General features: G+C 62.4%; 20 protein-coding genes. 16 read left to right on the top strand and 4 right to left on the bottom strand.

All coding sequences use genetic code 11. The annotated features are described in order from the left end of the window. Position 1 precedes the first annotated feature (1 nt). The 8 genes from BUS12_RS10680 to BUS12_RS10645 all read left to right on the top strand — a co-directional run bounded on the left by BUS12_RS10680 (position 2) and on the right by BUS12_RS10645 (position 9,703). Positions 2 to 1,921, top strand: coding sequence for a (Fe-S)-binding protein (locus BUS12_RS10680; RefSeq protein WP_074295666.1), 1,920 nt, complete (start codon positions 2 to 4; stop codon positions 1,919 to 1,921). 4 nt (positions 1,922 to 1,925) lie between these two features. After that, positions 1,926 to 3,125 carry an electron transfer flavoprotein subunit alpha/FixB family protein gene (locus BUS12_RS10675; protein ID WP_074295665.1) on the top strand — a complete coding sequence of 400 codons (1,200 nt, stop codon included), beginning with the start codon at positions 1,926 to 1,928 and terminating at the stop codon, positions 3,123 to 3,125. Continuing rightward, entirely contained in the window at positions 3,122 to 3,901 is a 780-nt protein-coding gene (locus BUS12_RS10670) for a drug:proton antiporter (protein ID WP_074295664.1), read from the top strand. The genes BUS12_RS10675 and BUS12_RS10670 overlap by 4 nt, the downstream gene beginning before the upstream one ends. A 40-nt stretch (positions 3,902 to 3,941) precedes the next feature. After that, positions 3,942 to 5,183, top strand: a complete 1,242-nt coding sequence (locus BUS12_RS10665; protein ID WP_074295663.1) for an aromatic ring-hydroxylating oxygenase subunit alpha — start codon at positions 3,942 to 3,944, stop codon at positions 5,181 to 5,183. A 44-nt stretch (positions 5,184 to 5,227) separates the two neighbouring features. Then, complete coding sequence (locus tag BUS12_RS10660) at positions 5,228 to 6,370, top strand: FAD-binding oxidoreductase (protein ID WP_074295662.1); 1,143 nt, start codon at positions 5,228 to 5,230, stop codon at positions 6,368 to 6,370. Between the two features lie 126 nt (positions 6,371 to 6,496). Beyond that, entirely contained in the window at positions 6,497 to 7,372 is an 876-nt protein-coding gene (locus tag BUS12_RS10655) for a glycine betaine ABC transporter substrate-binding protein (protein WP_074295661.1), read from the top strand. Between the two features lie 115 nt (positions 7,373 to 7,487). Then, positions 7,488 to 9,146, top strand: a complete 1,659-nt coding sequence (locus BUS12_RS10650) for a trimethylamine N-oxide permease (RefSeq protein ID WP_074295660.1) — start codon at positions 7,488 to 7,490, stop codon at positions 9,144 to 9,146. Positions 9,147 to 9,277: 131 nt separating this feature from the next. Next, entirely contained in the window at positions 9,278 to 9,703 is a 426-nt protein-coding gene (locus BUS12_RS10645) for a nuclear transport factor 2 family protein (RefSeq protein WP_074295659.1), read from the top strand. A 691-nt stretch (positions 9,704 to 10,394) separates the two neighbouring features. Here BUS12_RS10645 and purU read toward each other — a convergent pair. Together purU and BUS12_RS10630 are read right to left on the bottom strand one after the other, a co-directional pair. Continuing rightward, positions 10,395 to 11,273, bottom strand: coding sequence for a formyltetrahydrofolate deformylase (purU, locus tag BUS12_RS10635; protein WP_074295657.1), 879 nt, complete (start codon positions 11,271 to 11,273; stop codon positions 10,395 to 10,397). 186 nt (positions 11,274 to 11,459) lie between these two features. Beyond that, the gene (locus tag BUS12_RS10630) at positions 11,460 to 12,362 is read right to left on the bottom strand and encodes a choline sulfate utilization transcriptional regulator (RefSeq protein WP_074295656.1); all 903 of its coding nucleotides are present in this window, start codon (positions 12,360 to 12,362) and stop codon (positions 11,460 to 11,462) included. 148 nt (positions 12,363 to 12,510) lie between these two features. Between BUS12_RS10630 and betC the strand changes: the two genes are divergently transcribed. The 3 genes from betC (at position 12,511) to BUS12_RS10615 (ending at position 16,548) form a co-directional block, all read left to right on the top strand. Continuing rightward, entirely contained in the window at positions 12,511 to 14,049 is a 1,539-nt protein-coding gene (gene betC, locus BUS12_RS10625; protein WP_074295655.1) for a choline-sulfatase, read from the top strand. 80 nt (positions 14,050 to 14,129) lie between these two features. Next, complete coding sequence (locus tag BUS12_RS10620) at positions 14,130 to 15,086, top strand: choline ABC transporter substrate-binding protein (protein ID WP_074295654.1); 957 nt, start codon at positions 14,130 to 14,132, stop codon at positions 15,084 to 15,086. A gap of 319 nt (positions 15,087 to 15,405) precedes the next feature. Then, complete coding sequence (locus BUS12_RS10615; RefSeq protein ID WP_074295653.1) at positions 15,406 to 16,548, top strand: porin; 1,143 nt, start codon at positions 15,406 to 15,408, stop codon at positions 16,546 to 16,548. Here BUS12_RS10615 and BUS12_RS10610 read toward each other — a convergent pair. Next, positions 16,545 to 17,537, bottom strand: a complete 993-nt coding sequence (locus BUS12_RS10610; RefSeq protein WP_074295652.1) for a GlxA family transcriptional regulator — start codon at positions 17,535 to 17,537, stop codon at positions 16,545 to 16,547. The genes BUS12_RS10615 and BUS12_RS10610 overlap by 4 nt on opposite strands. Positions 17,538 to 17,863: 326 nt before the next feature. On the opposite strand from BUS12_RS10610, the gene BUS12_RS10605 reads away from it, so the two are divergent. From BUS12_RS10605 to BUS12_RS10585, 5 genes are all read left to right on the top strand, one after another. Further along, entirely contained in the window at positions 17,864 to 18,832 is a 969-nt protein-coding gene (locus BUS12_RS10605) for a choline ABC transporter substrate-binding protein (protein WP_074295651.1), read from the top strand. A 120-nt stretch (positions 18,833 to 18,952) separates the two neighbouring features. After that, positions 18,953 to 19,882 carry a 3-dehydrocarnitine:acetyl-CoA trimethylamine transferase CdhC gene (locus BUS12_RS10600; RefSeq protein ID WP_074295650.1) on the top strand — a complete coding sequence of 310 codons (930 nt, stop codon included), beginning with the start codon at positions 18,953 to 18,955 and terminating at the stop codon, positions 19,880 to 19,882. 40 nt (positions 19,883 to 19,922) lie between these two features. Then, on the top strand, positions 19,923 to 20,888 hold the full coding sequence (locus BUS12_RS10595) for an L-carnitine dehydrogenase (protein ID WP_074295649.1): 966 nt from the start codon (positions 19,923 to 19,925) through the stop codon (positions 20,886 to 20,888). Between the two features lie 123 nt (positions 20,889 to 21,011). After that, a complete protein-coding gene (locus BUS12_RS10590; protein ID WP_074295648.1) occupies positions 21,012 to 21,503 on the top strand; it encodes a thioesterase family protein in 492 nt (163 codons plus the stop codon). Between the two features lie 40 nt (positions 21,504 to 21,543). Next, on the top strand, positions 21,544 to 22,527 hold the full coding sequence (locus BUS12_RS10585) for an alpha/beta hydrolase (RefSeq protein ID WP_074295647.1): 984 nt from the start codon (positions 21,544 to 21,546) through the stop codon (positions 22,525 to 22,527). A 14-nt stretch (positions 22,528 to 22,541) separates the two neighbouring features. Here the strand turns inward: BUS12_RS10585 and BUS12_RS10580 are convergent, their stop codons facing one another. Next, positions 22,542 to 22,844, bottom strand: coding sequence for a DUF3331 domain-containing protein (locus BUS12_RS10580; RefSeq protein ID WP_074295646.1), 303 nt, complete (start codon positions 22,842 to 22,844; stop codon positions 22,542 to 22,544). Positions 22,845 to 23,046: the final 202 nt, after the last annotated feature.

Below are 23,046 nucleotides of genomic sequence, written 5' to 3'. Positions count from 1 at the left end.
GATGAGCCCGGCGTTTCTCATCACCGCATTGCTGTGGGTATCGGTCGCCGGCCTTGCGTTCGCGGTCGCGAAACGTTCGTCCTACTGGCGGCTCGGACGCGCGACGGCGGCGGGCGCCTTCGGGTGGACCAACCTGTTGACCATTCCCAAGCGCTATTTTGTCGATCTGCACCATGTGGTGGCGCGCGATCCGTATATCGCGAAGACGCACGTCGCCACGGCGGGTGGCGCCATTGCCGCGTTTGCACTGGTGTTCCTCAACTACGGGCTGGCGATTTACTCGCCGTGGCTCGACAAGCTGATCTTTCTTGCGGCCTTGATCATGCTGGTGGGCGCCGTATTCGTCTGGCGCCGGCGTAGCGGCGCGAAAGCGGTGCCGGCGCGTCTTTCACGCGGTCCCTGGGATACCTTACCGTGGTTGCTCGGCTCGTTCGCGCTCGGTCTGGTGCTGTTCGTGCTGGTGCCCGCCTCGGCGATGTCCGGCGGTCTTGCGGTGATTTTCGCGTTGCTGATCGCGGTGGGTGCCTTCGCGATGACGATGGGCGCGGCGCGCGGCGGTCCGATGAAGCATGCGTTGGCCGGCTTGCTGCATCTCGCGTTTCATCCGCGCCAGGAGCGGTTTGCCGGTCACGGTAACGAGCGTGCCGACGCCACGCCGCCCACTGCGCTGAAAACTCCGGTACTCGAGCAGAACGAATACGGGGTGGGCAAGCCGGTGGAATTCCGCTGGAACCAGTTGCTCAGTTTCGATGCCTGCGTGCAATGCGGCAAGTGCGAAGCAGCCTGTCCGGCGTTTGCCGCCGGCCAGCCGCTCAATCCGAAGAAGCTGATTCAGGATCTGGTCACCGGCATGGTGGGCGGGTCGGACGCGGCCTATGCCGGCAGCCCGACGCCTGGTCTGGCAGTTGGGCAGCATTCCGGTGAACCGGATCGGGCCATCGTTTCGAGCCTGATCGAAGCGGACACGCTGTGGTCTTGCACCACCTGCCGTGCCTGTGTGCAGGAATGCCCGATGTTGATCGAGCACGTGGACGCGATCGTCGACATGCGCCGCAATCAGACGTTGGTGCATGGCACGGTGCCGGGCAAGGGGCCGGAAGTGCTGGCGAATCTGCGCGAAACCGGCACGGCAGGCGGCTACGACAAGTCCGCTCGCTACGACTGGGCCGTCGACCTGAATGCGCCGGTCGCGCAACCGGGCAAGGCGGTCGACGTGCTGCTGGTGGCCGGCGAAGGCGCGTTCGACATGCGCTATCAGCGCACGCTGCGGGCGTTGGTGACGGTGTTGAACAAGGCGGGCGTCGACTACGCGGTGTTGGGCGGCGACGAGACCGACACCGGCGACGTCGCGCGGCGGCTCGGCGACGAAGCCACGTTCCAGCGCATGGCAAAGCAATTGACCGGCACGCTGGCGAACCTGACGTTCAAGCGCATCGTCACGGCCGACCCACACGTCATGCACAGCCTGCGCAATGAATATCGCACCCTGGGTGCGCGTTTCGAAGTGCTGCATCACACGAGCTTGATTGCGAGCCTCGTGGCAGCTGGCAAGCTGTCGCCGAAAGCGGCCGCGGCGTTGGCCGACAAGCGCATCACGTATCACGATCCATGCTACCTGGGCCGCTATAACGGCGAAACCGAGGCGCCGCGTCAACTGCTCAAATCGATCGGCATCAAGGTGGTCGAAATGGAACGTAACGGCAAACGTGGCCGTTGCTGCGGCGGTGGCGGCGGCGCGCCTTTGACGGACATTCCCGGCAAGCAGCGCATTCCGGATATCCGCATGGCCGATGCGCGCGCGATTGGTGCCGAGGTGGTCGCAGTGGGCTGCCCGAACTGCACGGCGATGCTCGAAGGGGTGGTCGGCCCGCGCCCAGAAGTGCTCGACGTAGCCGAACTCGTTGCTGCGGCGCTGGAGTGAAGCGATGAACACGATCCTCAAACGTATCGATCCGCGCAGGCCGTTCACCATCACGGCGGCAGGACTCAAGCGCATTACGCTGGGCGCGGTGCTGGAAGAAGGGGCGTCGCAGGACGATGTGCTTCGTGCTGCACAGGCCCATCAACATGGCACGGCGCATGGTGGCGGCAACGCCAGGCCGCGCCGTACCACGCACGCGGCGCAACGTACATTGCTGGTGGTCGCCCATAGCGATCGCGGCTCGCTGGATGAACATGCGCGTCAGACGCTCGCCGGCGCCGCGCTGATTGCCGATGCGCACACGCAGGTCGCCCTGCTGGTGCTAGGCGAGCTGAAGGACGATGCCGCTGCGCTCGGCGCCGACAAGGTGATCGAAGTGGCGTCGTTCGATCGCCGCACGTTCGCGCCTGAAAGCGAATTGCAGGCGCTGGCGGCTTGCGTCGCACAGTTTTCCCCCGCGCATATCCTGATCCCCGACAACGCGACGGGCGACGGCGACCTTGGCCGCCGTTACGCGGCTTATGCGAGAGCGAGCGTTGCGACGCACGTGGTCGAACTTTCTGCGTCTCACGTTGGCGCGTATGTCCACGCGAAGAAGTCATTCGCGACGCGCGCGCTGCCGGATATTGTTTTGCTGGCAGCGGGTGCGGTGGATCCGCGCTTGCCGTTCATCGGCGCAGGCGAGCATCTGGAAATGCCCTTCGTCGCGGCAAGCAGCAAGTCCGCCGGCGACGCCTATGGCGACCTCGGTATCGAGGAGATCGACGCGGCTCAGGTCGCGCTCGAAGAAGCGGATTTCATCGTCTCCGCCGGCAACGGCGTGACCGATGTGGGCGCTTTCGAGAAGCTGGCGGGCTCATTCGGCGCGGCCATCGGCGCGAGCCGCGTGGCCGTCGACAACGGCCTGTTCACACGCGACAAGCAGATCGGCGCGACCGGCAAGACCGTCGAGGCGAGCGTGTATATCGCCTTCGGCATCTCCGGCGCGGTTCAGCATTTGCAGGGCATCAAGGATTGCCGTCACGTGATCGCGGTCAATCTCGACGGCAGCGCGCCGATCGTCAAACGGGCCAATCTGACCATCATCGGCGATACGCAGGCCACCATCGCATCGCTGATCGACGCGGTCGCGCTGGCCCGCACGTCGCGATCGCAGGCAAGCACGCCGGCCACGGTGGCCGTTGCCGAAGGAGTCGCAGCATGAGCCGCACACCGACACGCATTGCAGTACTCGTTTCAGTGGGGCGTCACCCGGTCAGCGGCGTGGCGCGCTACAGCCGCAACGATGCCGCCGCGCTGGAAATAGGCCGCAAGTTGTCGCGTCAGCTTGGGGCGCGGCTCGATACGCTGCACGCGGGCGATCCGTTGAATCCCGCGCTGCAAGACTATCTGGCGCTCGGCGCCGAACGCATCGAAGTGCTGGCCTGCGGTGAGGATGACGACGCCGTCGCCGCGCTGGCGCTCCGCTTGCAGGACTACGACCTGATCTTGACCGGCACCTGCGCGGAGGGCGGGTTCGACAGCGGCATGCTGCCTTACCAGCTCGCCGACGCGCTCGGCTATCCGCTGCTCGGCGCGGCCGTGGACGCTTCAGTCGCGCAAGGACGCGTCACTGTGCGGCAATTCTTGCCGAAAGGTGTTCGTAGGCGCGTCGAGGCCGCGCTGCCCGCCGTGGTGGCGGTGCATCCGCTCGCGGGCGTTACGCCGCGTTATGCGTATGCGCGCCAGCAGGCCGGCTCCATCGAAACCGCACACGTGAGCCCGTCTATCAGCGCCGATGCCGGCGCGTGGACGGTGGCCGCCGCATTGCGCAAGCCGGTTCGGCTCGCCGCTCAGGAGAAGCGTTCCGGCCATGCGCGGATGCTCTCGGCGACGACCACGGAAAGCCGCGGCGGCAGCGTCGTAATTGAAGGGACTTCGGTCGAAAAAGCACAAGTGATCCTCGGCTATTTGCGCGAGCATCAACTCATCGATTACTGATTTTGCGCCGCACCACGGCCCTAGCAATTCCGGAGCACACATGAAAGTATCGGCAGACATTCACACGCTGGTCGACCGGCGCAAGAAGGGTTATAGCCTCGAAGCGCCGTTTTATCGGAGCGACGAAATTTTCGCGCTCGACATGGAAGCCATTTTCCGCCAGCACTGGATTCAGGTCGCCGTCGAGCCGGACATTCCCGAACCGGGCGACTACACGACCGTGCAACTCGGCAACGACTCGATCCTGATCGTGCGCGACGACGACATGCAGGTGCGGGCCTTCCACAATGTCTGCCGTCATCGCGGCGCGCGGCTGTGCAACGAGGACAAGGGTTCGGTCGGCAATATCGTCTGCCCGTATCACAGCTGGACCTACAACCTGACCGGCCAGTTGATGTTTGCCGAGCATATGGGCGAACAGTTCGACCGCTGCAAGCACAGCCTCAAGACGGTCCACGTGCAGAGTCTCGCCGGCCTGATCTTCATTTGCCTGGCAGAAGAACCGCCCGTCGATTTCGACGTGATGCGCGCCGCCATGGAGCCGTATCTGCTGCCGCACGATCTGCCGAACTGCAAGATTGCGGCGACCATCGACATCATCGAGAAAGGCAACTGGAAGCTGACGATGGAGAACAACCGCGAGTGCTATCACTGCGTCGCGAACCATCCTGAGCTGACCATTTCGCTGTACGAATACGGCTTCGGCTATCAGCCTTCGCCGGCGAATGCCGAGGGCATGGCGGCGTTCGAGCGCGAGTGTGTGGAGCGTTCCGCGCAATGGGAAGCGATGGACCTGCCATCGGTGGAAGTGGATCGCCTGTCCGACGTGACGGGTTTTCGCACCCAACGTTTGCCGCTCGATCGTAGCGGCGAATCGCAGACGCTCGATGCCAAGGTGGCCTCGAAAAAACTGCTCGGCGAATTCAAGCAAGCCGATCTGGGCGGACTCTCGTTCTGGACCCAGCCGAACTCGTGGCACCACTTCATGAGCGATCACATCGTGACGTTCTCGGTGATTCCGCTCTCCGCCGACGAAACGCTGGTGCGCACGAAATGGCTCGTGCACAAGGACGCGAAAGAGGGCATCGACTACGACGTCAAGAACCTGACCGCGGTCTGGAATGCGACCAACGATCAGGACCGTGCGCTGGTCGAATATTCGCAACGCGGCGCCGCGAGCAGCGCGTACGAGCCGGGTCCGTATTCGCCGTACACGGAAGGGCTCGTCGAGAAGTTCAGCGACTGGTATATCGGGCGCCTCGCAGCACAGATCAACAAGTGACAGCAGATTAACAACCGGATGCCTGGCGGCAGGTGGAGCGAACAATGATGCGGGATGCGGCAACCTTCGAACCTGTCGAAAGCCGGCTAACCAAGCCGCAATTCTGGGGCACGCTGCCGGCGCGCTGGACGAGCGACGTCGAAGAGACTCTCGTCTGTTGCCAGGTGCGTCAGGAAACCCATGACGTCAAGAGCTTTTTCTTCCGCTCGCCGGCAGGGCATGGGTTCTCCTTCGAGCCTGGGCAATTCGTGACGCTCGAACTGGAGATCGACGGCGAGACGATCAACCGGTGCTACACGATTTCGTCGTCGCCGACGCGTCCGCATACGATCTCCATCACCGTGAAACGGGTGCCGGGCGGCAAGGTGTCGAACTGGCTGCACGACAATCTGCAAGCCGGTGCGCAGGTCCGCGTGCTGGGACCGTCCGGCGAATTCACCTGCGCACGGCATCCGGCGCGCAAGTATCTGTTTCTCTCGGCGGGCTCGGGCATTACACCGCTGATGTCGATGAGCCGCGCGCATCACGAGTTGAGCGAAGACCGCGACATTGCCTTCGTGCATAGCGCGCGCACGCCGGAGGACATCATCTTCGCGCGCGAACTCGATCTGATTGCGACTAACCAGAGCAATTTCCGCGCGTCGTTTGTGTGCGAGCGGGTCGGGACACGCACGAACTGGCCAGGGGTCACCGGTTTTCTGACGCTGCCCTTGCTCAAACTGATCGCGCCGGATTTTATGGAGCGCGAAGTATTTACCTGCGGCCCCGCGCCTTATATGAAGGCCGTGCGCGACCTGCTGGACGAAGCGGGCTTCGATCGCCGGCACTATCACGAGGAGAGTTTCTCATTCGAGACGCTGATTGAAGAGGCGCCGGAGCTGCTGGCCGAAGTTGCGCCGGCCGAAAACGGAGACGTGCTCGCGAACACGTTCGCGGTGAGCTTCTCGCGCAGCAACCGCGAGATTCATTGCGGTACGGATCAACACGTTCTGGATGCGGCCCGCCAGGCCGGCGTGCGCTTGCCTGCGTCGTGCACGCAGGGCATGTGCGGCACCTGCAAGGTCAAGCTGGTGTCGGGACAGGTGGAGATGAAACACAACGGCGGCATCCGTCAGCGCGAGATCGACCAGGGCATGGTGCTGCTGTGTTGCAGCAAGCCGCTGTCCGATCTGGTGGTGGATAAATAGTCTGCTGAATGAACGACTTATGCAGGTCGCATTTGGACAAGCAGACGTCGCAAAGCTTACTTCGTGGCGATTTCTGGCTGGGGATTCTAAAGGCTCACCGCGTGGGCGGGTACAAGGAGATCGACCATGAAAGGCTTGAAAAAGCAGCTGCTATGCAGCGCCTTGGGGGCTGCGCTGATCACGATGATGGGCGCAAGCGTGACGGCTACCGCAGACACGAAACCGACGATCAAGATTGGCTACGTCGAAGGATGGGACGATAGCGTAGCGACGTCGAACGTCGCGGCCGAGGTGATCGAAAAGCGTTTGGGTTATCCGGTGCAGCTCGTGCCGGTGGCGGCCGGCATCATGTGGCAGGGCGTGGCGCGGGGCGATCTGGATGCGACGCTCTCGGCCTGGCTGCCGGTGACGCAGGGTGCCTACTGGGATCAGTTCAAGACCAAGGTGGCTGATCTCGGTACTAACTTTCCGGACGCGAAGATTGGGTTGATCGTGCCGGCTGATGTGCCGGAGACTAGCATTGCCGATCTCGAAGCACACAAGGCGGATTTTGGCGGACGCATCGTCGGGATCGATGCGGGCGCCGGGGTGATGAAGAAAACCGACGACGCCATCAAGGCCTATAGCCTCGATTATCAGTTGATGCCGAGTTCGGGCAGCGCCATGACTGCGGAACTTGCGCGCTCGATGCATGCCAATAAACCTGTGATCGTCACGGGCTGGGCGCCGCACTGGATGTTTGCGAAGTGGAAGCTCAAGTTCCTCGACGACCCCAAGAAAGTTTACGGCGATGCGGAACACGTCGACAATGTGATCAACCCCGGGTTGGAGACAAAGGCAGCACCCGTGGTTGCGTTTCTGAAGAAATTTCAATGGAAGCCGGGCGAAATCGACAGCGTGATGCTGGCGACGGAGAACGGTACCAAGCCTGCTGCTGCAGCTGATGCGTGGATCGCCGCTCATGGCGATCGGGTGGATAGCTGGGTGGCTGGAGCGCAGTAACGTCCTTCCTTTGACGTTGCATGGGCACGGTACGGGCGGTGGTGTGATCGCTTGTACCGTGTGTTGTGTTGTACGCGTTTCGGCCCAGGGCAGGCTCGTCACTGGAGAGCTCTGGATGGAACAGGTAACACCGCGAACGCGTAGCGCGCAAGGCGCGCAGCAGGATACGGAGCGGCAAGCAGGCCACACACTGCAACGCCGCCTCACATGGAAGGACGCATTCTGGGTAACGAGCGGCGTACCCGCAGGCATTCTCTTTACGATTGGCGGGGTCTCCGCGTCGATTGGACAACCTGCGTGGGCCATCTGGATCGGCTCGATTGTGATGGGCCTGCTGCAGAGCGCGACCTATGCGGAAATCTCCGGGTTATTTCCCCATAAGTCGGGCGGCGCCTCGGTGTACGGCGCGATGGCCTGGGTGCGTTACAGCAAAACGCTTGCACCGGTATCGGTCTGGTGCAACTGGCTCGCATGGTCGCCGATGCTTGCACTCGGCACAGGACTCGCCGCCAACTATGCGCTGACGAGCCTGTTTGCGCCCGACGCCGCGATCAACACCTGGCACCTGACGCTGCTCGATCTGGGCTTCATCAAGCAAGGTCTGACGCTGCGCATCAACGCCACCTTCGTGATCGCTGCTGCCTTTCTCCTCATTACCTTCAAACTCCAGCATAGCGGGGCCTCGAAAGCGGCCAAGACGCAGCGGATTCTCGGCATTGCATCGTTAGTCCCCCTGTTGATCGTTGGAATCGTGCCGTTCATTACGGGCGATGTGCCGGCAGCGCATCTATGGCCGCTATTGCCGCTTGGGCATGACGCTCACGGTCAATTGACGGCATCGCGTTTCGGTGCGTGGAACGGCACTGGCGTCACCATGGCGTTTGGCGCGATGTTCATGGCGGGCTGGGCGGCGTATGGGTTCGAAACGGCGGTGTGCTACACGCGCGAGTTTCGCAATCCGCGCACCGATACCGTCAAGGCGATTTTCTGGTCGGGCCTGTTGTGTCTGCTGGTGATGACGCTGGTGCCGCTGGCGTTTCAGGGTGCGCTTGGCACGGCGGGGATGCTCGATCCGAAGATCGTCGACGGTACCGGCGTGGCTGCGGCGATGGCGCATATGGTGGGCGGCGGGGCGCTGGTTTCGGCGGTGATCGTGGTGATGCTGATGTTGTCGATTTTGCTGATCGTGATGACGTCGATGATGGGGTCGTCGCGGACCTTGTACCAGGCGTCGGTGGATGGATGGCTGCCGCGTTATCTGTCGCACGTGAACGAGCATGGATCGCCGACGCGCGCCATGTGGACCGATTTGGGCTTCAACCTGATCTTGCTGCTGATGTCGGACTATATGACGGTGCTATCGGTTTCGAACGTTTGCTACATGATCTTTGTGTTTCTGAATCTGCAATCGGGCTGGATTCACCGGATGGACCGGCCGAACGCGGACCGGCCGTTTCGTTGCGCGCGCTGGTTGCTGGTGGCGGGCGCGGTGTGCGGGTATCTGGATCTGGCGTTCATCGGGGCGGGGGCGGATCTGCAAGGCGAGGGGACCATGCGCAATGGGCTGATTGCGATGCTTCTGATAGTCCCGGTGTTCTTCTACCGGCATTTCTGGCAGGATCGTGGACGGTTTCCTGCGCGGATGGCGCAGGATATGCAACTGGACGATGGCGTGCCCGTGGTCGATTGGCGGCGAGTTTTGCCGTTTGGCGCGTTGGCGTTGGGCGTGTTCGTGGTGTGGTTTTCTCATCATCTGGCCAGGCCGTTCTATTGAACGTAGAGAGCGGTTCGGCGTGCGGGGTCTGTCGAGCGGTGGCGTCAGGGTGGCGTTTGCGATGCCTCGCTGCGTGCCGCTTGACTGCTGCTTGCGCGCAACGTAGGGCGTGCTTCAAGGAGTGTTACTTGATGAAAAGAATGATCTGCCTGGGGGTACTGAGCCTTGCTTGTTTGAGCGCGGCCGCGCAGGCGCCGGACGAAGCCGCTGTGAACGCAGCGGTGCAGCGCCTGAATGCGGCCATGCTTGCCGGTGATGCGCAGGGGATGAAGGCCGTGACTTCCGAGGCGCTTAGCTATGGGCATTCGAATGGCCGTGTGCAGGATCAGGCGGCGTTTATCGAAACGATTGCAGGCGGCGCGACGCATTATCGGCGAATCGATCTGAGCAATTCGGCGACGACGCTGGCCGGAGACGACGCTATTGTTCGTGATCATTTTTCCGGGACGGTGGAGAGTGCAGGCAAGGTTTCGGAGGTCGATTTCGATCAGTTGATGGTTTGGCAGAAACGTGACGGGGTTTGGGTGTTGCTTGCGCGGCAGGGGTATAAGCACTGAGGTTTGTTGGGGGGTGGTGGTTTTGGTTGTTTGCCTACGGTGTTGGCCTTTCCTTGTATTTTTAGTGGTCTATTGGCGTTGCCCCTGTGCGGGGCGGCACTTACTTTCTTTGCCGCCGCAAAGAAAGTAAGCAAAGAAAGCGGGCTCACACCGCCAGCTTGTAGTGAGCCATCTAGGTCTGCTAGTGGAAACGGCCCAAGACGAGATGCGCCCTCGCGGCATAGCCGTTAGTGACAAGGTCGTCATCCGTTCCAGCGTTGCGCTGCGCGCCCGCCGCGGGGCATAATTCATTCGGAAGGCTGTGTAGGTATTCTAACTATTTAGCGCGCCGGCTTTCCCATGCAAACCCATCCGCGACGCACGGAGTGCGGAGTGGGGTGGATGAGCGCTGTGTCAAGAACGGTGGAAACGCGGGGGCGCGTCTCGTGTTGGGCCGTTTCCCGAAGCATGCTGAGATGGCTCACTACGGGCTGGCGGTGGCAGCCCGCTTTCTTTGCTTACTTTCTTTGCGGCGGCAAAGAAAGTAAGTGCCGCCCCGCACAGGGGCAACGCCAATAGACCACTAAAAATGCAAGGAAAGGCCAACACCGTAGGCAAACAGCCAAAAGGCAACGCCAACAGACCACCAAGAATGCAAGTAAAGACCAACACCGCAAGAACAACAACCCGCCGCGCAGCGAAAGAAGAAAAATCACAAAACCACAGTCCGCTCCCCATTAATGAACACGCGCCGCTCAACAAAAGCCTTAACAGCCCGAGCCAAAGTAATACATTCAACATCCCGCCCAACAGCGAGCAACCGCTCCGGCCCAAACGAATGATCGACCCGCTCGACAACCTGCTCGATGATAGGCCCCTCATCCAGATCGTCAGTGACAAAATGCGCAGTAGCCCCAATCAACTTGACCCCACGCGCATGCGCCTGATGATAAGGCCGAGCCCCCTTAAACCCAGGCAGGAACGAATGATGAATATTGATAGCCCGCCCAGCAAGCGCCCGGCTGGTCTGATCGGAGAGAATCTGCATATACCGCGCAAGAATCATCAACTCGGCGCCGCTAGACTCAAAGAGCTCCAACACCTGAGCCTCCTGCGCGGCACGCGTCTCAGCAGTAACCGGTAAATGCCGAAACGGCAACCCATGCTGCACCGCGAGCCCTTCAAGATCAGGATGATTGGAAGCAATCCCGACAATATCCATCTTGAGTTCCCCCATCTTCCAGCGGAACAACAAATCCGCGAGACAGTGCTCAAGCTTGGACACCATGATCAAAACCTTGGGCCGCACCGCGACATCGTGAATCGCCCACGTCATCTCGAAGTCGGATGCAATAGGCGCAAACTCCCGCCGCAACGCATCAATCTGCAAAGGCAACGCAGGCGCGAGTGCAACCCCATGAAACACACACCGCACAAAAAATCGCGCACTGATGTCGTCGTCGAAGACCGTCAACTCGTCGATATAACAATGATGCCGTTCGAGAAAGCTAACAACGGCGGCGACCTGGCCTGCCGCGCTCGGGCATGACAAGGTCAGGGCGAACTGATGGGAGCGATCGGTGGCGGGCATGCGGTTCCTTGACTTCGATAGGGAAACCCGCGCCATCGGGAACAGAACGTCCAATTGAGCGCGCGGGAATGCCAAAGTAAATCAGGCCAGATTTCCCGCGCATAGAATCGAAACGCCGTCATGCTGGTATCGGAGCGTCAGCGCCCCGTGACGCATGGCATCGAAGATGTCACGCCAGGCGCCGGCTCACGCGCATTCGTCGAACAGCCAGCGCCTGAACAGCGGCACTGCCGCCGCTTCCGGCCGCGCCTGCGGACACACCAGGAAATAGCCACGCGAAGTCACCACCGGCTGATCGAGCAACTGCACCAGTTGCCCCGTCGCGAGCAGTTCGTCCACCAGCGGCGTCCAGCCTAGCGCGATACCCTGGTTCATCAACACCGCATGGATCACCAGCGCGTAACTGTTGAACGTGATGCCGTGCCGGTCCGCAGGCGGGTAGAGACCATGGGCCGCAAACCAGTCGCTCCATGCGAGCCAGCGTACCGGTTCCGTGGGCTGCACGTGCAGTAAAGGCAGGCTCATGAGATCGGCCGCCTGAGCAACCCTGGGATGAGCGTCGCGAAACGCCGGCGAGCAAACCGCCGTGACCTCCTCGGTAAACAGCCGCGTCGATGTGCACGGCGCCCAGTCGCCGTCGCCGAATGCGATGGCGATATCCGCGCGGTCGCGGCGCGGGTCGAACGCCGCCTGCGACGTGATGATCTTCACGTCCACCTCCGGCATCAACTGCTTCAGGCGCGTGAGGCGTGGCATCAGCCAATAGGTCGCAAAGCCGAAATCGGTCAGGATCGTCAATTCGCCCGTCGCGCGGCGAGCGCGGATGTCGGCCGTGGCCACGCGGAGGGTGTCGAGGCTTTGGCGGACCGCTTCGAAAAGCCGTTCGCCTTCAGGTGTGAGCGAAACGCCGCGATGCCCTCGCGCGAACAAAGGCGTGCCGAGATCTTCCTCCAGTTGCACGACGCGCTGGCTCACCGCCGGCTGCGTGGAGCCGAGCTCGCGCGCGGCCGCCGTAAAGCTCGCAAGCCGCGCTGCCGATTCGAACACCGACAATGTCTGCATCGGCGGCAAACGATCCTGTCTCGGCATAAGTCCCCCTTATGGGCCCATAAGCATTGAGCACCTTCACAGTGCGCCAATGAGCAGCAATAGTGAAGACTCTCGCGCATGACGCGGCACGTCATGAAGCCGCGCGTCAGCCGCGCGGAAATCATCAAGATTCTAATCGACCCCGCTCATGAGCCTTAACACAAAGCAGAATATCCTTATCCTGATGGCTGATCAGATGACGCCGTTCGCATTGCAGGCCTACGGTCATACGATTTCGCGCACGCCGCGTCTCGATGCTCTCGCTCGCGAAGGGGTTGTCTTCGATTCCGCCTATTGCGCGAGTCCTCTGTGTGCGCCGGCGCGCTTCTCGATGCTGGCCGGCAAACTGCCGTCGAACATAGGCGCCTACGATAACGCCGCCGAATTTCCAGCGCAAACGCTAACTTTCGCGCATTATCTGCGGGCGGCCGGTTATCGCACCATCCTGTCGGGCAAGATGCATTTCTGCGGCCCGGATCAGTTGCATGGTTTCGAGGAGCGGCTCACGACCGACATCTATCCGGCCGACTTCGGCTGGGTGCCGGACTGGTCGCAGCCCGAAGTGCGCCCAAGCTGGTATCACAACATGAGCTCGGTGCTCGACGCAGGCCCTTGCGTGCGCACCAATCAGCTCGATTTCGACGACGAGGTCACTTTCACCGCGCGCCAGAAGCTCTTCGACGTCGCCCGCGAACGTCAGGCCGGGCGCGATCAACGGCCGTTTTGCCTCGTCGCCTCGCTCACGCATCCGCACGATCCGTATGCGATCCCGCAGGAATACTGGGACCTGTACCGTGACGACGAGATCGATCTGCCGCGCACCTCGCTCACCGCGGAGCAAAGCGATCCGCACTCGCGGCGCCTGCGCGTCGTCTGCGAAACCGACCGCACGCCGCCCACCGAGCAGCAGGTACGCAATGCCCGCCACGCGTATTACGGCGCGCTGTCGTACGTCGATCGTCAATTTGGCGCCATTCTCGACGCGCTCAATGCCACGGGACTCGCGGACGACACCATCGTGATCGTCACCTCCGACCACGGCGAGATGCTGGGCGAGCGCGGCCTCTGGTACAAGATGACCTGTTTCGAAGGAGGCATCCGCGTGCCGCTGATCGTGCATGCGCCCAGGCGCTTCGCGGCGCATCGCGTGTCCGCTTCGGTATCGCACCTCGATCTGCTGCCGACGCTCGTCGAACTCGCGACCGGCGCGCGCCGCGACGAATGGCCGGACCCCGTCGACGGCCGCAGTCTCGTGCCGCATCTGCAGGGCGAGGGCGGCCATGACGAGGCGATCGGCGAATATCTCGCGGAAGGGGCGCTGGCGCCGATCGTGATGATCCGGCGCGGCGACTTCAAGTACATTCATTCGCCGGTCGATCCGGACCAGCTTTACAACCTTGCCGTCGACCCGCAAGAGCTCCTCAACCTCGCCACAAGCGCCGCATGGGCCGACGTGCTCGCAGCATTCCGTGCCGAAGCAGCTAGCCGCTGGGACCTGCCGGCCCTGCGCGAAGCCGTGCTGGCGAGCCAGCGGCGCCGCCGCTTTCATTTCGAAGCGACCACGCAGGGCCGCATCCAGTCGTGGGACTGGCAGCCGTTCAACGACGCCAGCCAGCGCTATATGCGCAATCACATTGAGCTCGACACGCTCGAAGCGATGGCGCGTTTTCCACGCGTGACGCCTTAGCCGCCGCGAACGCATCGAACCCATTGAACGAATCGAACGCATCTAGCGGATTTAACACACTGACCGAACCGGAGCCCACCATGAAACGACGTTGGACCTTCCTGCTTTCCACGCTATTAGCCTCGTTGTGCGGCTTCGCGAGCCTCGCGGCCCATGCGGCGGACCCGCAAAGCTGCACGCAGGTCCGCATGGCCGATCCGGGCTGGTCCGACATCGACGCCACCAATGCCGTCACCGGTTTGCTCTTAAAGGGCCTCGGCTATCAGCAAAACGTGTCGAACCTGTCGGTGCCGATCACCTATCAAGGCCTGAAGAAAGGGCAAATCGACGTCTTCCTCGGCAACTGGATGCCTGCCCAGGGGCCGCTGGTCAAGTCTTTCGTCGAAGAGCATTCGGTCGACGTGCTGCACGCGAACCTGACCAATGCGAAGTTCACGCTTGCCGTGCCGGACTATGTCGCCGCTGCGGGCGTGCATTCGTTCGCCGACCTGGTCAAGCACGCGGACCAGTTCGACGACAAGATCTACGGCATCGAGCCGGGTGCGCCCGCTAACCAGAACATCAAGAAGATGATTGCGGACAAGGCCTTTGGTCTCGGCGACTGGAAACTGGTGGAGTCGAGCGAGACGGGCATGCTGACTCAGGTGGAGCGGGCGGTGCGGGACAAGAAGTGGATCGTGTTTCTCGCATGGGAACCGCATCTGATGAACACCAGGTTCCATCTCGCGTATCTCTCCGGCGGCGATGCGTACTTCGGTCCGAACTACGGCGGCGCCACTGTCAATACGGTGACGCGAGCAGGCTTTGCCGGCCAGTGTGCGAATCTCGCGAAGCTGTTCCAGCAGGTCACGTTCAACGTAGACCTCGAGAACCAGATCATCACCAATGTGCTGCAAAACAAGGTGGATGTGAATACGGCCGCGCTTCGTGCGTTGCAGGCCAATCCTGAGCTGCTGTCAACGTGGCTTAAGGGCGTGACGACCCTTAGTGGTGCAGATGGCTTGCATGCCGTTCAAGCGTCTTTAGGGCTGCACTAGCGTCGAAAAGCGGCATTCGGCAAGCCGCATTTTGCATTCGGCATGACAAGTCGCCCCTGAAGAAGCGTCTCATGCCCGCTGCGCCGCAGCACGTCTTTAGCATTTTCCCTCGTTGTCGCAATCAGACCAATCGGCGTCGCCTTTGGTCGAGTTGGTGGAAATATGGGCTTGTACTGTCCCACCATCGTCGCGTGGGATTGCGTGGAAACGCGCGGCGAGCGCTGCAAAGACGGCGCGTCATTCCAGCAGGATCGGGCCGTTCCGCTACTGCTTGTGCGGAACGCTCTTCCCATCGACAAAGGCAAGAGAGAACGACACAATGAAAAGAAAGAATGCCGCAGCACTGTCCGGCGTAGCCTTCGCGCTCGCCAGCGTCCCCGCCGTCAGCCAGGCCCAGAGCAGCGTCACGCTGTACGGGATTCTGGATGCGGGTATCACCTACGTCAGCAATACCGGTGGCTCGCATGTCGTGAAGTTCGATGACGGCATTGCCTACGGCAACCGCATTGGCTTCAAGGGTAACGAAGACCTCGGCGGCGGCCTGTCCGCGGTGTTCGTCCTCGAAAGCGGTTTTCACCTCGGGACGGGCAAGCTCGCCTTCGACGGCGCCGAGTTCGGCCGCCAGGCGTATGTCGGGTTGAAGAACCAGTGGGGCACGCTGTCGTTCGGCAATCAGCTCGACCTGACCAATGAGATGGTATCGATCTACAACATCTCGGCATGGGGTAGCGGCTATGCGATCCATCAGGGCGACTTCGACCGCTTCAACGGCGACCGTCTGCCTAACTCGGTGAAGTTCCTCTCTAACGATATTGCGGGCTTTACCTTTGGCGGCTTGTATTCGTTTGGCGGCGTGGCGGGCGACTTCCACCAGGATAGCGCCTATAGCCTTGGCGCGCACTACGCGAACGGTCCGTTCACGTTGGGCGCGGCCTACACCCAACTGAACAATCCGTTCGGCATCTACGCGTTCGATCCGTACGCGATGATCGGCACGAGCACCTTCCTCGGCCGGCCGACGATCAGCGTCAACCCCACCACGGGCGCCATCACCGATCTCTATTCGAGCACCTCGTTCGCGGTCGACAAGCAGGGTACCTTCGGCGTCGGCACCAGCTATGCAATCGGCAATGTCACGCTGAACGCCAACTATACGTACACGACGATCAAGGCCTACGGGGAGTCGGCGCATATGCAGGTGGGCGAGGGCGGCGCGAACTGGCAGATCACGCCGGCTTTCAGCGCGGTTGGCGGCTACCAGTACACGAGCTTCGAGGGACACCACTGGAACCAGGGCACGCTCGGCCTGCATTACCTGCTGTCGAAGCGCACGGACGTGTATATCTCGGGTGACTACCTGAAGGCATCGAGCGGTGTGGATGCGGTGATCGGCTATAGCTTCACGCCGTCCACCACCAGCACGCAGTCGGATGTGCGGATCGGCATGCGGCATTCGTTCTAAGGGGAAGGCGGGCGGCGATGTGAGTCGCCGCCCCTGCTGCTGCCGCCTCCCAACGGACTGCGGTCGCTGCGCGGGCTCGCCCCGAAGCGCGCCCGGTAGGTGCGCGAAAAGTGCGACGGCGATTCGAAGCCGCACGCCACGCAGATTGCCGTGATCGTCATGTCGGTCTGCTGCAGCAACTCGCGCGCACGATTGAGCCGTAGCTGCTGATAGAAATGCGTCGGCGTGTCCTTGAGCGCGGCGCAAAACAGACGCTCGAGTTGCCGGCGCGTCACGCCGATCTCCAGCGCGAGTTCGGCCGGCGCGAGCGGGTCTTCCATATGCTGTTCCATCACGCCGATCACCTGGATCAGCTTGCGGTTGTGCACACCGTAACGCGCGGCGATTTCCATACGCTGATGGTCGGACCGCTGCCGGATCCGGCTGACCACAAACTGTTCCGAAACCGCCGACGCCAGCGCGGCACCATGACTGCGGCCAATCAGGTCGAGCATCATGTCGATGGACGCCGTGCCGCCCGCACACGTGATGCGGTGCGCGCCGATCTCGAACAACTCCTGACTGGCCGCGAGCGACGGATAGCGCTCGCGAAACGCCGATAGCGCTTCCCAATGCAAGGTCAGGCTGTCCGCTGCGCCGAAGAGATCCGCTTCGGCGAGGATAAAACTGCCGGTGTCGATCCCGCCCAAAGTCGCGCCTGCACGGTCCAGCCGTTTGAGCCAGCTACCGAGCGCACGCGTATAGCAGGCGAGCGGTTCGAACCCCGCCACCACGAACAGGGTTGACGCGTGCTTGACGGCGTCGAAGGCCGCTTCGGCGTTCAAGGAAATGCCGTTGCTCGCGGCCACCGGCGCGCCATCGATGCTGAGAATATGCCAGCGGTACAGGTTGTCGCGGAAGCGGTTCGCCACCCGCAACGGCTCGACCGCGGACATGAAGCCGATCGCCGAGAAGCCCGGCAGCAACAGGAACGAAATGTCTTCGGGCATCGTGCGGCGGCTCGGGCGTGGGCAAGCGGTTCGGGGGACGGCCAAAAGCGTAGCAAGCGGGACACGCGCCGGCAAGGTTCGTCAATATTCGCGGCTGCTAACGTCTGTTCATTGTGCCCCGGCAGGCGATGCTGCACCGCACCGGCCGCGCTGCTGGTTTTCCCTCATGGTCGCGACCAGGCAAGTACGGGTCGCTGACGGTCGCTTTGCGCAGAATATGGGGTTGTACTTTACGTCACACCACGCAGTCCAGCATGTCCGGTTGGCCGCCCGCTGTGCGGCCTGATTCGAAACACGCAGTCAAACGTGTCCGAAAGGGGAATCTCATGAAGTTAAGCGTCAAAGCCTTGTCCGTCTGTCGCGCGGCCGCCGTTGCCTCAGTGGCCGCCGCGGCCGTGTTGGCGCAGCCGGCCTTCGCGCAGGACCCCGAGTCCTGCCGCGCCGTGCGCTTTGCCGATATCGGCTGGACCGACATTACGTCCACCACTGCACTCGCGTCTACCGTATTCGAAGGGCTTGGCTATCAACCGGTGACGACCGTCGCCTCGGTGCCGATTTCGTTCGCGGGGCTCAAGACCAAACAGCTCGACGTCTCGCTCGGCTATTGGTGGCCGGTGCAGGAGAAGGCCATTGCGCCGTTCGTGGACGCCAAGGCGATCGACGTGCTGCAGCCGCCTAATCTGACCGGCGCCAAGGCCACCTTCGCGGTGCCGACCTACGAATACGATGCAGGCCTGAAGACCTTTGCCGATATCGCCAAACATCGCGCCGAACTCGACGGCAAGATCTACGGCATCGAACCCGGCAGCAGTGCGAACGCGGCGATCCAGAAGATGATCGCGACCAATCAGTTCGGTCTGGGCGGCTTCAAGCTGATCGAGTCGAGCGAGGCGGGCATGCTGGTGACGGTCGATCGCGCCGTGCGCGACAAGAAGTGGGTGGTGTTCCTGGGATGGGAGCCGCATCCGATGAACATCACCATCGACATGAAGTATCTGAGCGGCAGCGACGGCGTATTCGGCCCCAACGACGGCGACGCGCGCGTCTACACGCTGACCTCGACGGACTTTCTGACGCGCTGCCCCAATGCGGGCAAGCTCGTGAGCAATCTGCGCTTCACGACCCAACTTGAAAACGTCGTCATGCAATCGGTGATGAACAAGGAAAAGCCCGCCGACGCCGCCAAAGACTATCTGAAGAAGAACCCGCAAGTGCTCGACGCGTGGCTCGCGGGCGTGAAGACCTATGACGGCAAGGACGGCTTGCCGGCGGTGAAGGCGTATCTCGGCCTTTGAAGGACATAGCGACGTAGCGCATACGGACGTACCGGTGCAAAGCGCGTGAAACGCGGCGTACCCGCAACAAGCTGAACTTGCAAACGAACGAACCAACGAAACCAACAGGACTTGGCACGCATGAACCATGAAGTCATCGTGACCTGCGCGGTCACCGGCGCAGGCGATACCGTCGGCAAACACCCGGCCATTCCGGTGACGCCGAAGCAGATTGCCGAAGCCGCGATCGAAGCCGCGAAGGCGGGCGCCACCGTTGCGCATTGCCACGTGCGCGATCCGCAGACGGGGCGTGGCAGCCGCGATCCGAATCTGTACCGGGAAGTGGTGGACCGCATCCGCTCGTCGGGCACGGACGTGATCATCAATCTCACGGCCGGCATGGGGGGCGATCTCGAGATCGGCCCCGGTGAGGACCCGATGCGCTTCGGCGCGGGCACCGATCTGGTGGGCGGTCTCACGCGTCTCGCGCATGTCGAAGCGTTGCTGCCGGAAATCTGCACGCTCGATTGCGGCACGCTCAATTTCGGCGATGGCGACTACATCTACGTTTCCACCCCCGCGCAACTGCGGGCCGGCGCCAGGCGCATCCAGGAACTGGGTGTGAAGCCGGAACTGGAGATCTTCGATACCGGACATCTGTGGTTTGCCAAGCAGTTGCTAAAGGAAGGACTCCTTGATGCGCCGCCGCTGTTCCAGATCTGCCTCGGCATTCCGTGGGGCGCGCCAGCCGACACCACGACGATGAAGGCCATGGCCGACAGCCTGCCGCCCGGCGCGCATTGGGCCGGCTTCGGCATCGGCCGCATGCAGATGCCGATGGTGGCCCAGGCGATGCTGCTGGGCGGCCACGTGCGCGTCGGCCTGGAAGACAACATCTGGCTGGACAAGGGTGTGCACGCAACCAATGGCACGCTGGTGCAGCGCGCGGTCGAAATCATCGAGCGGCTCGGCGGCCGGGCGCTGACTCCGGCCGAAGGGCGCAGGAAACTGGGCTTGCCGGCGCGCGGCGAGCGGCAACTGGAACGCCGCGCAGTCGAACAATTCGCATGAAGATGCACAACCGACACCTCTTCGCAAAGGATCGTCAGCAATGGCAGTGATCGTCGATATCAGGACATTTGCAGCAATCGGGGCAGGCGTAATCGGCAGTGGCTGGGTGGCGCGCGCGTTGGCTCATGGACTCGACGTGGTGGCGTGGGATCCGGCGCCCGGCGCCGAGAAGCAGTTGCGCGACAACGTCGCAAATGCGTGGCCCGCGCTGGAGCGGGTGGGTTTGGCAGCGGGTGCGTCGCAGGACCGCTTGAAGTTTGTTAGTACCATTGAGGAATGTGTCGCGCACGCGGATTTCATTCAGGAAAGCGCGCCTGAACGTGAGGAGCTCAAGCTCGCATTGCACGAACAGATCAGCCGCGCGGCGAAACCGGAGGCGATTATCGGCTCGTCCACATCCGGTCTTCTGCCCAGCGACTTCTATGCGCGCGCCGTTCATCCCGAGCGCTGCGTGGTGGGGCATCCGTTCAATCCCGTGTATCTGCTGCCGCTCGTCGAAGTGCTGGGCGGCGAACGCACCGCGCCTGACGCGATAGAAGCGGCCGTCCGCATCTATCGTTCGCTCGGCATGCGGCCGCTGCGGGTGCGCAAGGAAGTGCCGGGCTTCATTGCCGATCGTCTGCTGGAAGCGCTGTGGCGCGAGGCACTGCATCTGGTCAACGAAGGCGTGGCGACGACCGGCGAGATCGACGATGCGATCCGCTTCGGTGCAGGCATCCGCTGGTCGTTCATGGGCACGTTTCTGACCTACACGCTGGCCGGCGGCGATGCCGGCATGCGCCATTTCATGCAGCAGTTCGGTCCGGCACTGGAGTTGCCGTGGACCAGGCTGGTGGCGCCCAGGCTCACGGACGAACTGATCGACCGTGTCGTCGACGGCACGGCGGAACAGGTAGGGCCGCGTTCGATCAAGGCACTGGAACGTTATCGTGACGACTGCATTACCAGCGTGCTCGCGGCGATTGCTGAGACCAAGGCGCGTCACGGTCTGCATCCGGACGAGTGACAGGCCGCGCAATACACCCGTAGAGGTTGATCTGCCGCACAATGGGCCGGTTGCGGGGCGCGCCGAGCCCGGTGCAGGCGCTGCGAGCGCACGTTGCCACGAACGAAGGAGAGAGGACTGAAGATGTCGCATAACCTGCCGCTGCCGGCGTATCGCGATACTGTACGCGCGGAGTGGGTCGACTATAACGGCCATGTGCGCGACGCGTTCTACATGCTGATTTTCAGCTTCGCGACGGACGCGCTGATCGATGAGATCGGTCTGCCCGATGCGGTGCGCCGCGCGCGCGGCCGTTCCATCTACACGCTGGAGGCGCATATCAACTACCTGCATGAGATCAAGGAGGGCGCTCAGGTGCGCGTTGAGATGCGATTGCTGGCGCATGACGCGAAGCGCCTGCATCTGTACCTCGAGATGTTTGCCGACGACGGCGCAGAGCCGGTGGCGGCAAGCGAACAGATGCTGCTGCATGTCGACACCGGCGGTCCGCGTTCGGTGGCGTTCGACGACGATGTCGCCGCCCGCGTGCAGGCACTCGCTACGGCGCATGCAGCGCTGCCGCCCGCACGCTATGCAGGGCACGTGATCGGTTTGCCGGCGAAAGCGCGCAGCTAACCGGCGCGTACGAAACAGCGGACTGCGAAGGAACGACACCATGCTGGAGCGTGAAATTGCGGCGTTCGTCGAACGGACCGAGACGATCTATCCCGCCAATACGGCAACGCTATCCGCCGCTCAACAGCGCGCGATCTACGACCGCTATGCCGCTGCCTTTACGCCGCCGTTGCCTGCGGGTCTACACGTGGAGAACGCGAGTTTCACTGCTTCATTGGGCCACTCAATCGGCTTGCGCTTGTACCGGCCGGCTGCGGCCAATCCCCAGCGGGCAGGCACGGTGCTGTACTTTCATGGCGGCGGTTTTGTGGTCGGCTCGCTGGATAGTCACGAGATCGTGACGGCGCGTCTTGCGGCCGATACAGGCCTCTGCGTGATCGCGGTGGATTACAGACTCGCGCCCGAACATGGCGTGCCCGCTGCGCATGACGACTGTCTTGAGGTCACTCTTGCGGCGCTCGCGGGCCGCTTGCCGTTCGCCTCGTTACCTGCGCCGTTACTGCTCGCAGGGGACAGCGCAGGGGGCAATCTGGCGGCGAGTGTGGCGATGGCGTTACGCGATCGCGGCACGGATGGGATGGCCGGCTTGGAGGGTGTGCATGGTGTAGCGCTGATTTACCCGATGCTCGGTGCCGAACCGCAACTGCCGGCCCGTGAAACCGAAGCGCATGCCCCGCTGCTCACGCTCGCTGACGTGTACGCTTTTCGGCGTCTTTACTGGGGTAATAGATGGGATGAAGGCCACGAAAACGCAGCCGTGCCAGCATGGACGCTACCGCTTCATGCAGACCGTTTCGACGGCTTGCCCGCGACGCTGGCGATAGGTGTCGAACACGATCCGCTGCGCGACGACGCGCGCGTGTTCGTCGAGCGGATCCAGGCTGCCGGTGGCGAGGCCCAGGCATGGTTGGGCGAAGGATTGGTGCACGGCTGTTGGCGCGCGCTCTCGACCAGCCCCGGCGTGCAACAGTTGCACGCCACTGTCTGCCGCTTCCTGCTCGACACGCTGCGCCGGCCAGACTGACTTCCGGCAGCGGCTTAAGCCGCTGCTTTCAATTCCCCAACTAGACTGCACAGCGTCTCGACGGAAATCATCGCGGAGGCGTTCGACGGCGCAGGGCGCTCGGCCGGTTTGAACACCGCGTCGCCGCGCCGGATCTTGCGACGCGACACCGCGCACGTACCCGACGTATGCGCGGAACGGCGGCGCCAGCGTTGCTCGCCGTAGTGACAGCGCCCAGGCTCGACCCAGCGGATCACCAGCGTCGTGTCGGAGCGCTCCAGAATCTCGATACGTACGCCATTGACACCGTCAAGGGGGAAGGACTCTATGGTCTTCATGGTCGGCTCCGTATATGTGGTGTGCCGAATGTATTCCTGCGCGAGCCTGAGAGCCATTGTGCGCCAGTTGAAACACTGTTCTCTAAACAGCAACAATGCCACTTGACTTCAGCGAAGATACGAAAAGACGCGGGTTTGCGGGCGGGTTACTGCGCGTTTTTCTTATAGAGCGGATTTTTGCAACGCAGTGTTGTTTGCAGCG

It is taken from the genome of Paraburkholderia phenazinium, assembly GCF_900142845.1.
Classification (GTDB): domain Bacteria; phylum Pseudomonadota; class Gammaproteobacteria; order Burkholderiales; family Burkholderiaceae; genus Paraburkholderia; species Paraburkholderia phenazinium_A.
The sequence above is the reverse complement of the archived record's forward strand: the minus strand, read 5'-3'. Positions and strand labels throughout refer to the sequence as shown.

Bases quoted from the DNA above. Each gene is read 5' to 3' on its own strand.
- BUS12_RS10645 (WP_074295659.1), top strand. From the start codon at position 9,278: ATGAAAAGAATGATCTGCCTGGGGGTACTGAGCCTTGCTTGTTTGAGC.
- BUS12_RS10580 (WP_074295646.1), bottom strand. From the start codon at position 22,844: ATGAAGACCATAGAGTCCTTCCCCCTTGACGGTGTCAATGGCGTACGT.
- betC (WP_074295655.1), top strand. From the start codon at position 12,511: ATGAGCCTTAACACAAAGCAGAATATCCTTATCCTGATGGCTGATCAG.
- BUS12_RS10600 (WP_074295650.1), top strand. From the start codon at position 18,953: ATGAACCATGAAGTCATCGTGACCTGCGCGGTCACCGGCGCAGGCGAT.
- BUS12_RS10660 (WP_074295662.1), top strand. From the start codon at position 5,228: ATGATGCGGGATGCGGCAACCTTCGAACCTGTCGAAAGCCGGCTAACC.
- BUS12_RS10680 (WP_074295666.1), top strand. From the start codon at position 2: ATGAGCCCGGCGTTTCTCATCACCGCATTGCTGTGGGTATCGGTCGCC.
- BUS12_RS10620 (WP_074295654.1), top strand. From the start codon at position 14,130: ATGAAACGACGTTGGACCTTCCTGCTTTCCACGCTATTAGCCTCGTTG.
- BUS12_RS10655 (WP_074295661.1), top strand. From the start codon at position 6,497: ATGAAAGGCTTGAAAAAGCAGCTGCTATGCAGCGCCTTGGGGGCTGCG.
- BUS12_RS10605 (WP_074295651.1), top strand. From the start codon at position 17,864: ATGAAGTTAAGCGTCAAAGCCTTGTCCGTCTGTCGCGCGGCCGCCGTT.
- BUS12_RS10585 (WP_074295647.1), top strand. From the start codon at position 21,544: ATGCTGGAGCGTGAAATTGCGGCGTTCGTCGAACGGACCGAGACGATC.
- BUS12_RS10590 (WP_074295648.1), top strand. From the start codon at position 21,012: ATGTCGCATAACCTGCCGCTGCCGGCGTATCGCGATACTGTACGCGCG.
- BUS12_RS10615 (WP_074295653.1), top strand. From the start codon at position 15,406: ATGAAAAGAAAGAATGCCGCAGCACTGTCCGGCGTAGCCTTCGCGCTC.
- purU (WP_074295657.1), bottom strand. From the start codon at position 11,273: ATGCCCGCCACCGATCGCTCCCATCAGTTCGCCCTGACCTTGTCATGC.
- BUS12_RS10650 (WP_074295660.1), top strand. From the start codon at position 7,488: ATGGAACAGGTAACACCGCGAACGCGTAGCGCGCAAGGCGCGCAGCAG.
- BUS12_RS10595 (WP_074295649.1), top strand. From the start codon at position 19,923: ATGGCAGTGATCGTCGATATCAGGACATTTGCAGCAATCGGGGCAGGC.
- BUS12_RS10610 (WP_074295652.1), bottom strand. From the start codon at position 17,537: ATGCCCGAAGACATTTCGTTCCTGTTGCTGCCGGGCTTCTCGGCGATC.
- BUS12_RS10665 (WP_074295663.1), top strand. From the start codon at position 3,942: ATGAAAGTATCGGCAGACATTCACACGCTGGTCGACCGGCGCAAGAAG.
- BUS12_RS10675 (WP_074295665.1), top strand. From the start codon at position 1,926: ATGAACACGATCCTCAAACGTATCGATCCGCGCAGGCCGTTCACCATC.
- BUS12_RS10630 (WP_074295656.1), bottom strand. From the start codon at position 12,362: ATGCCGAGACAGGATCGTTTGCCGCCGATGCAGACATTGTCGGTGTTC.
- BUS12_RS10670 (WP_074295664.1), top strand. From the start codon at position 3,122: ATGAGCCGCACACCGACACGCATTGCAGTACTCGTTTCAGTGGGGCGT.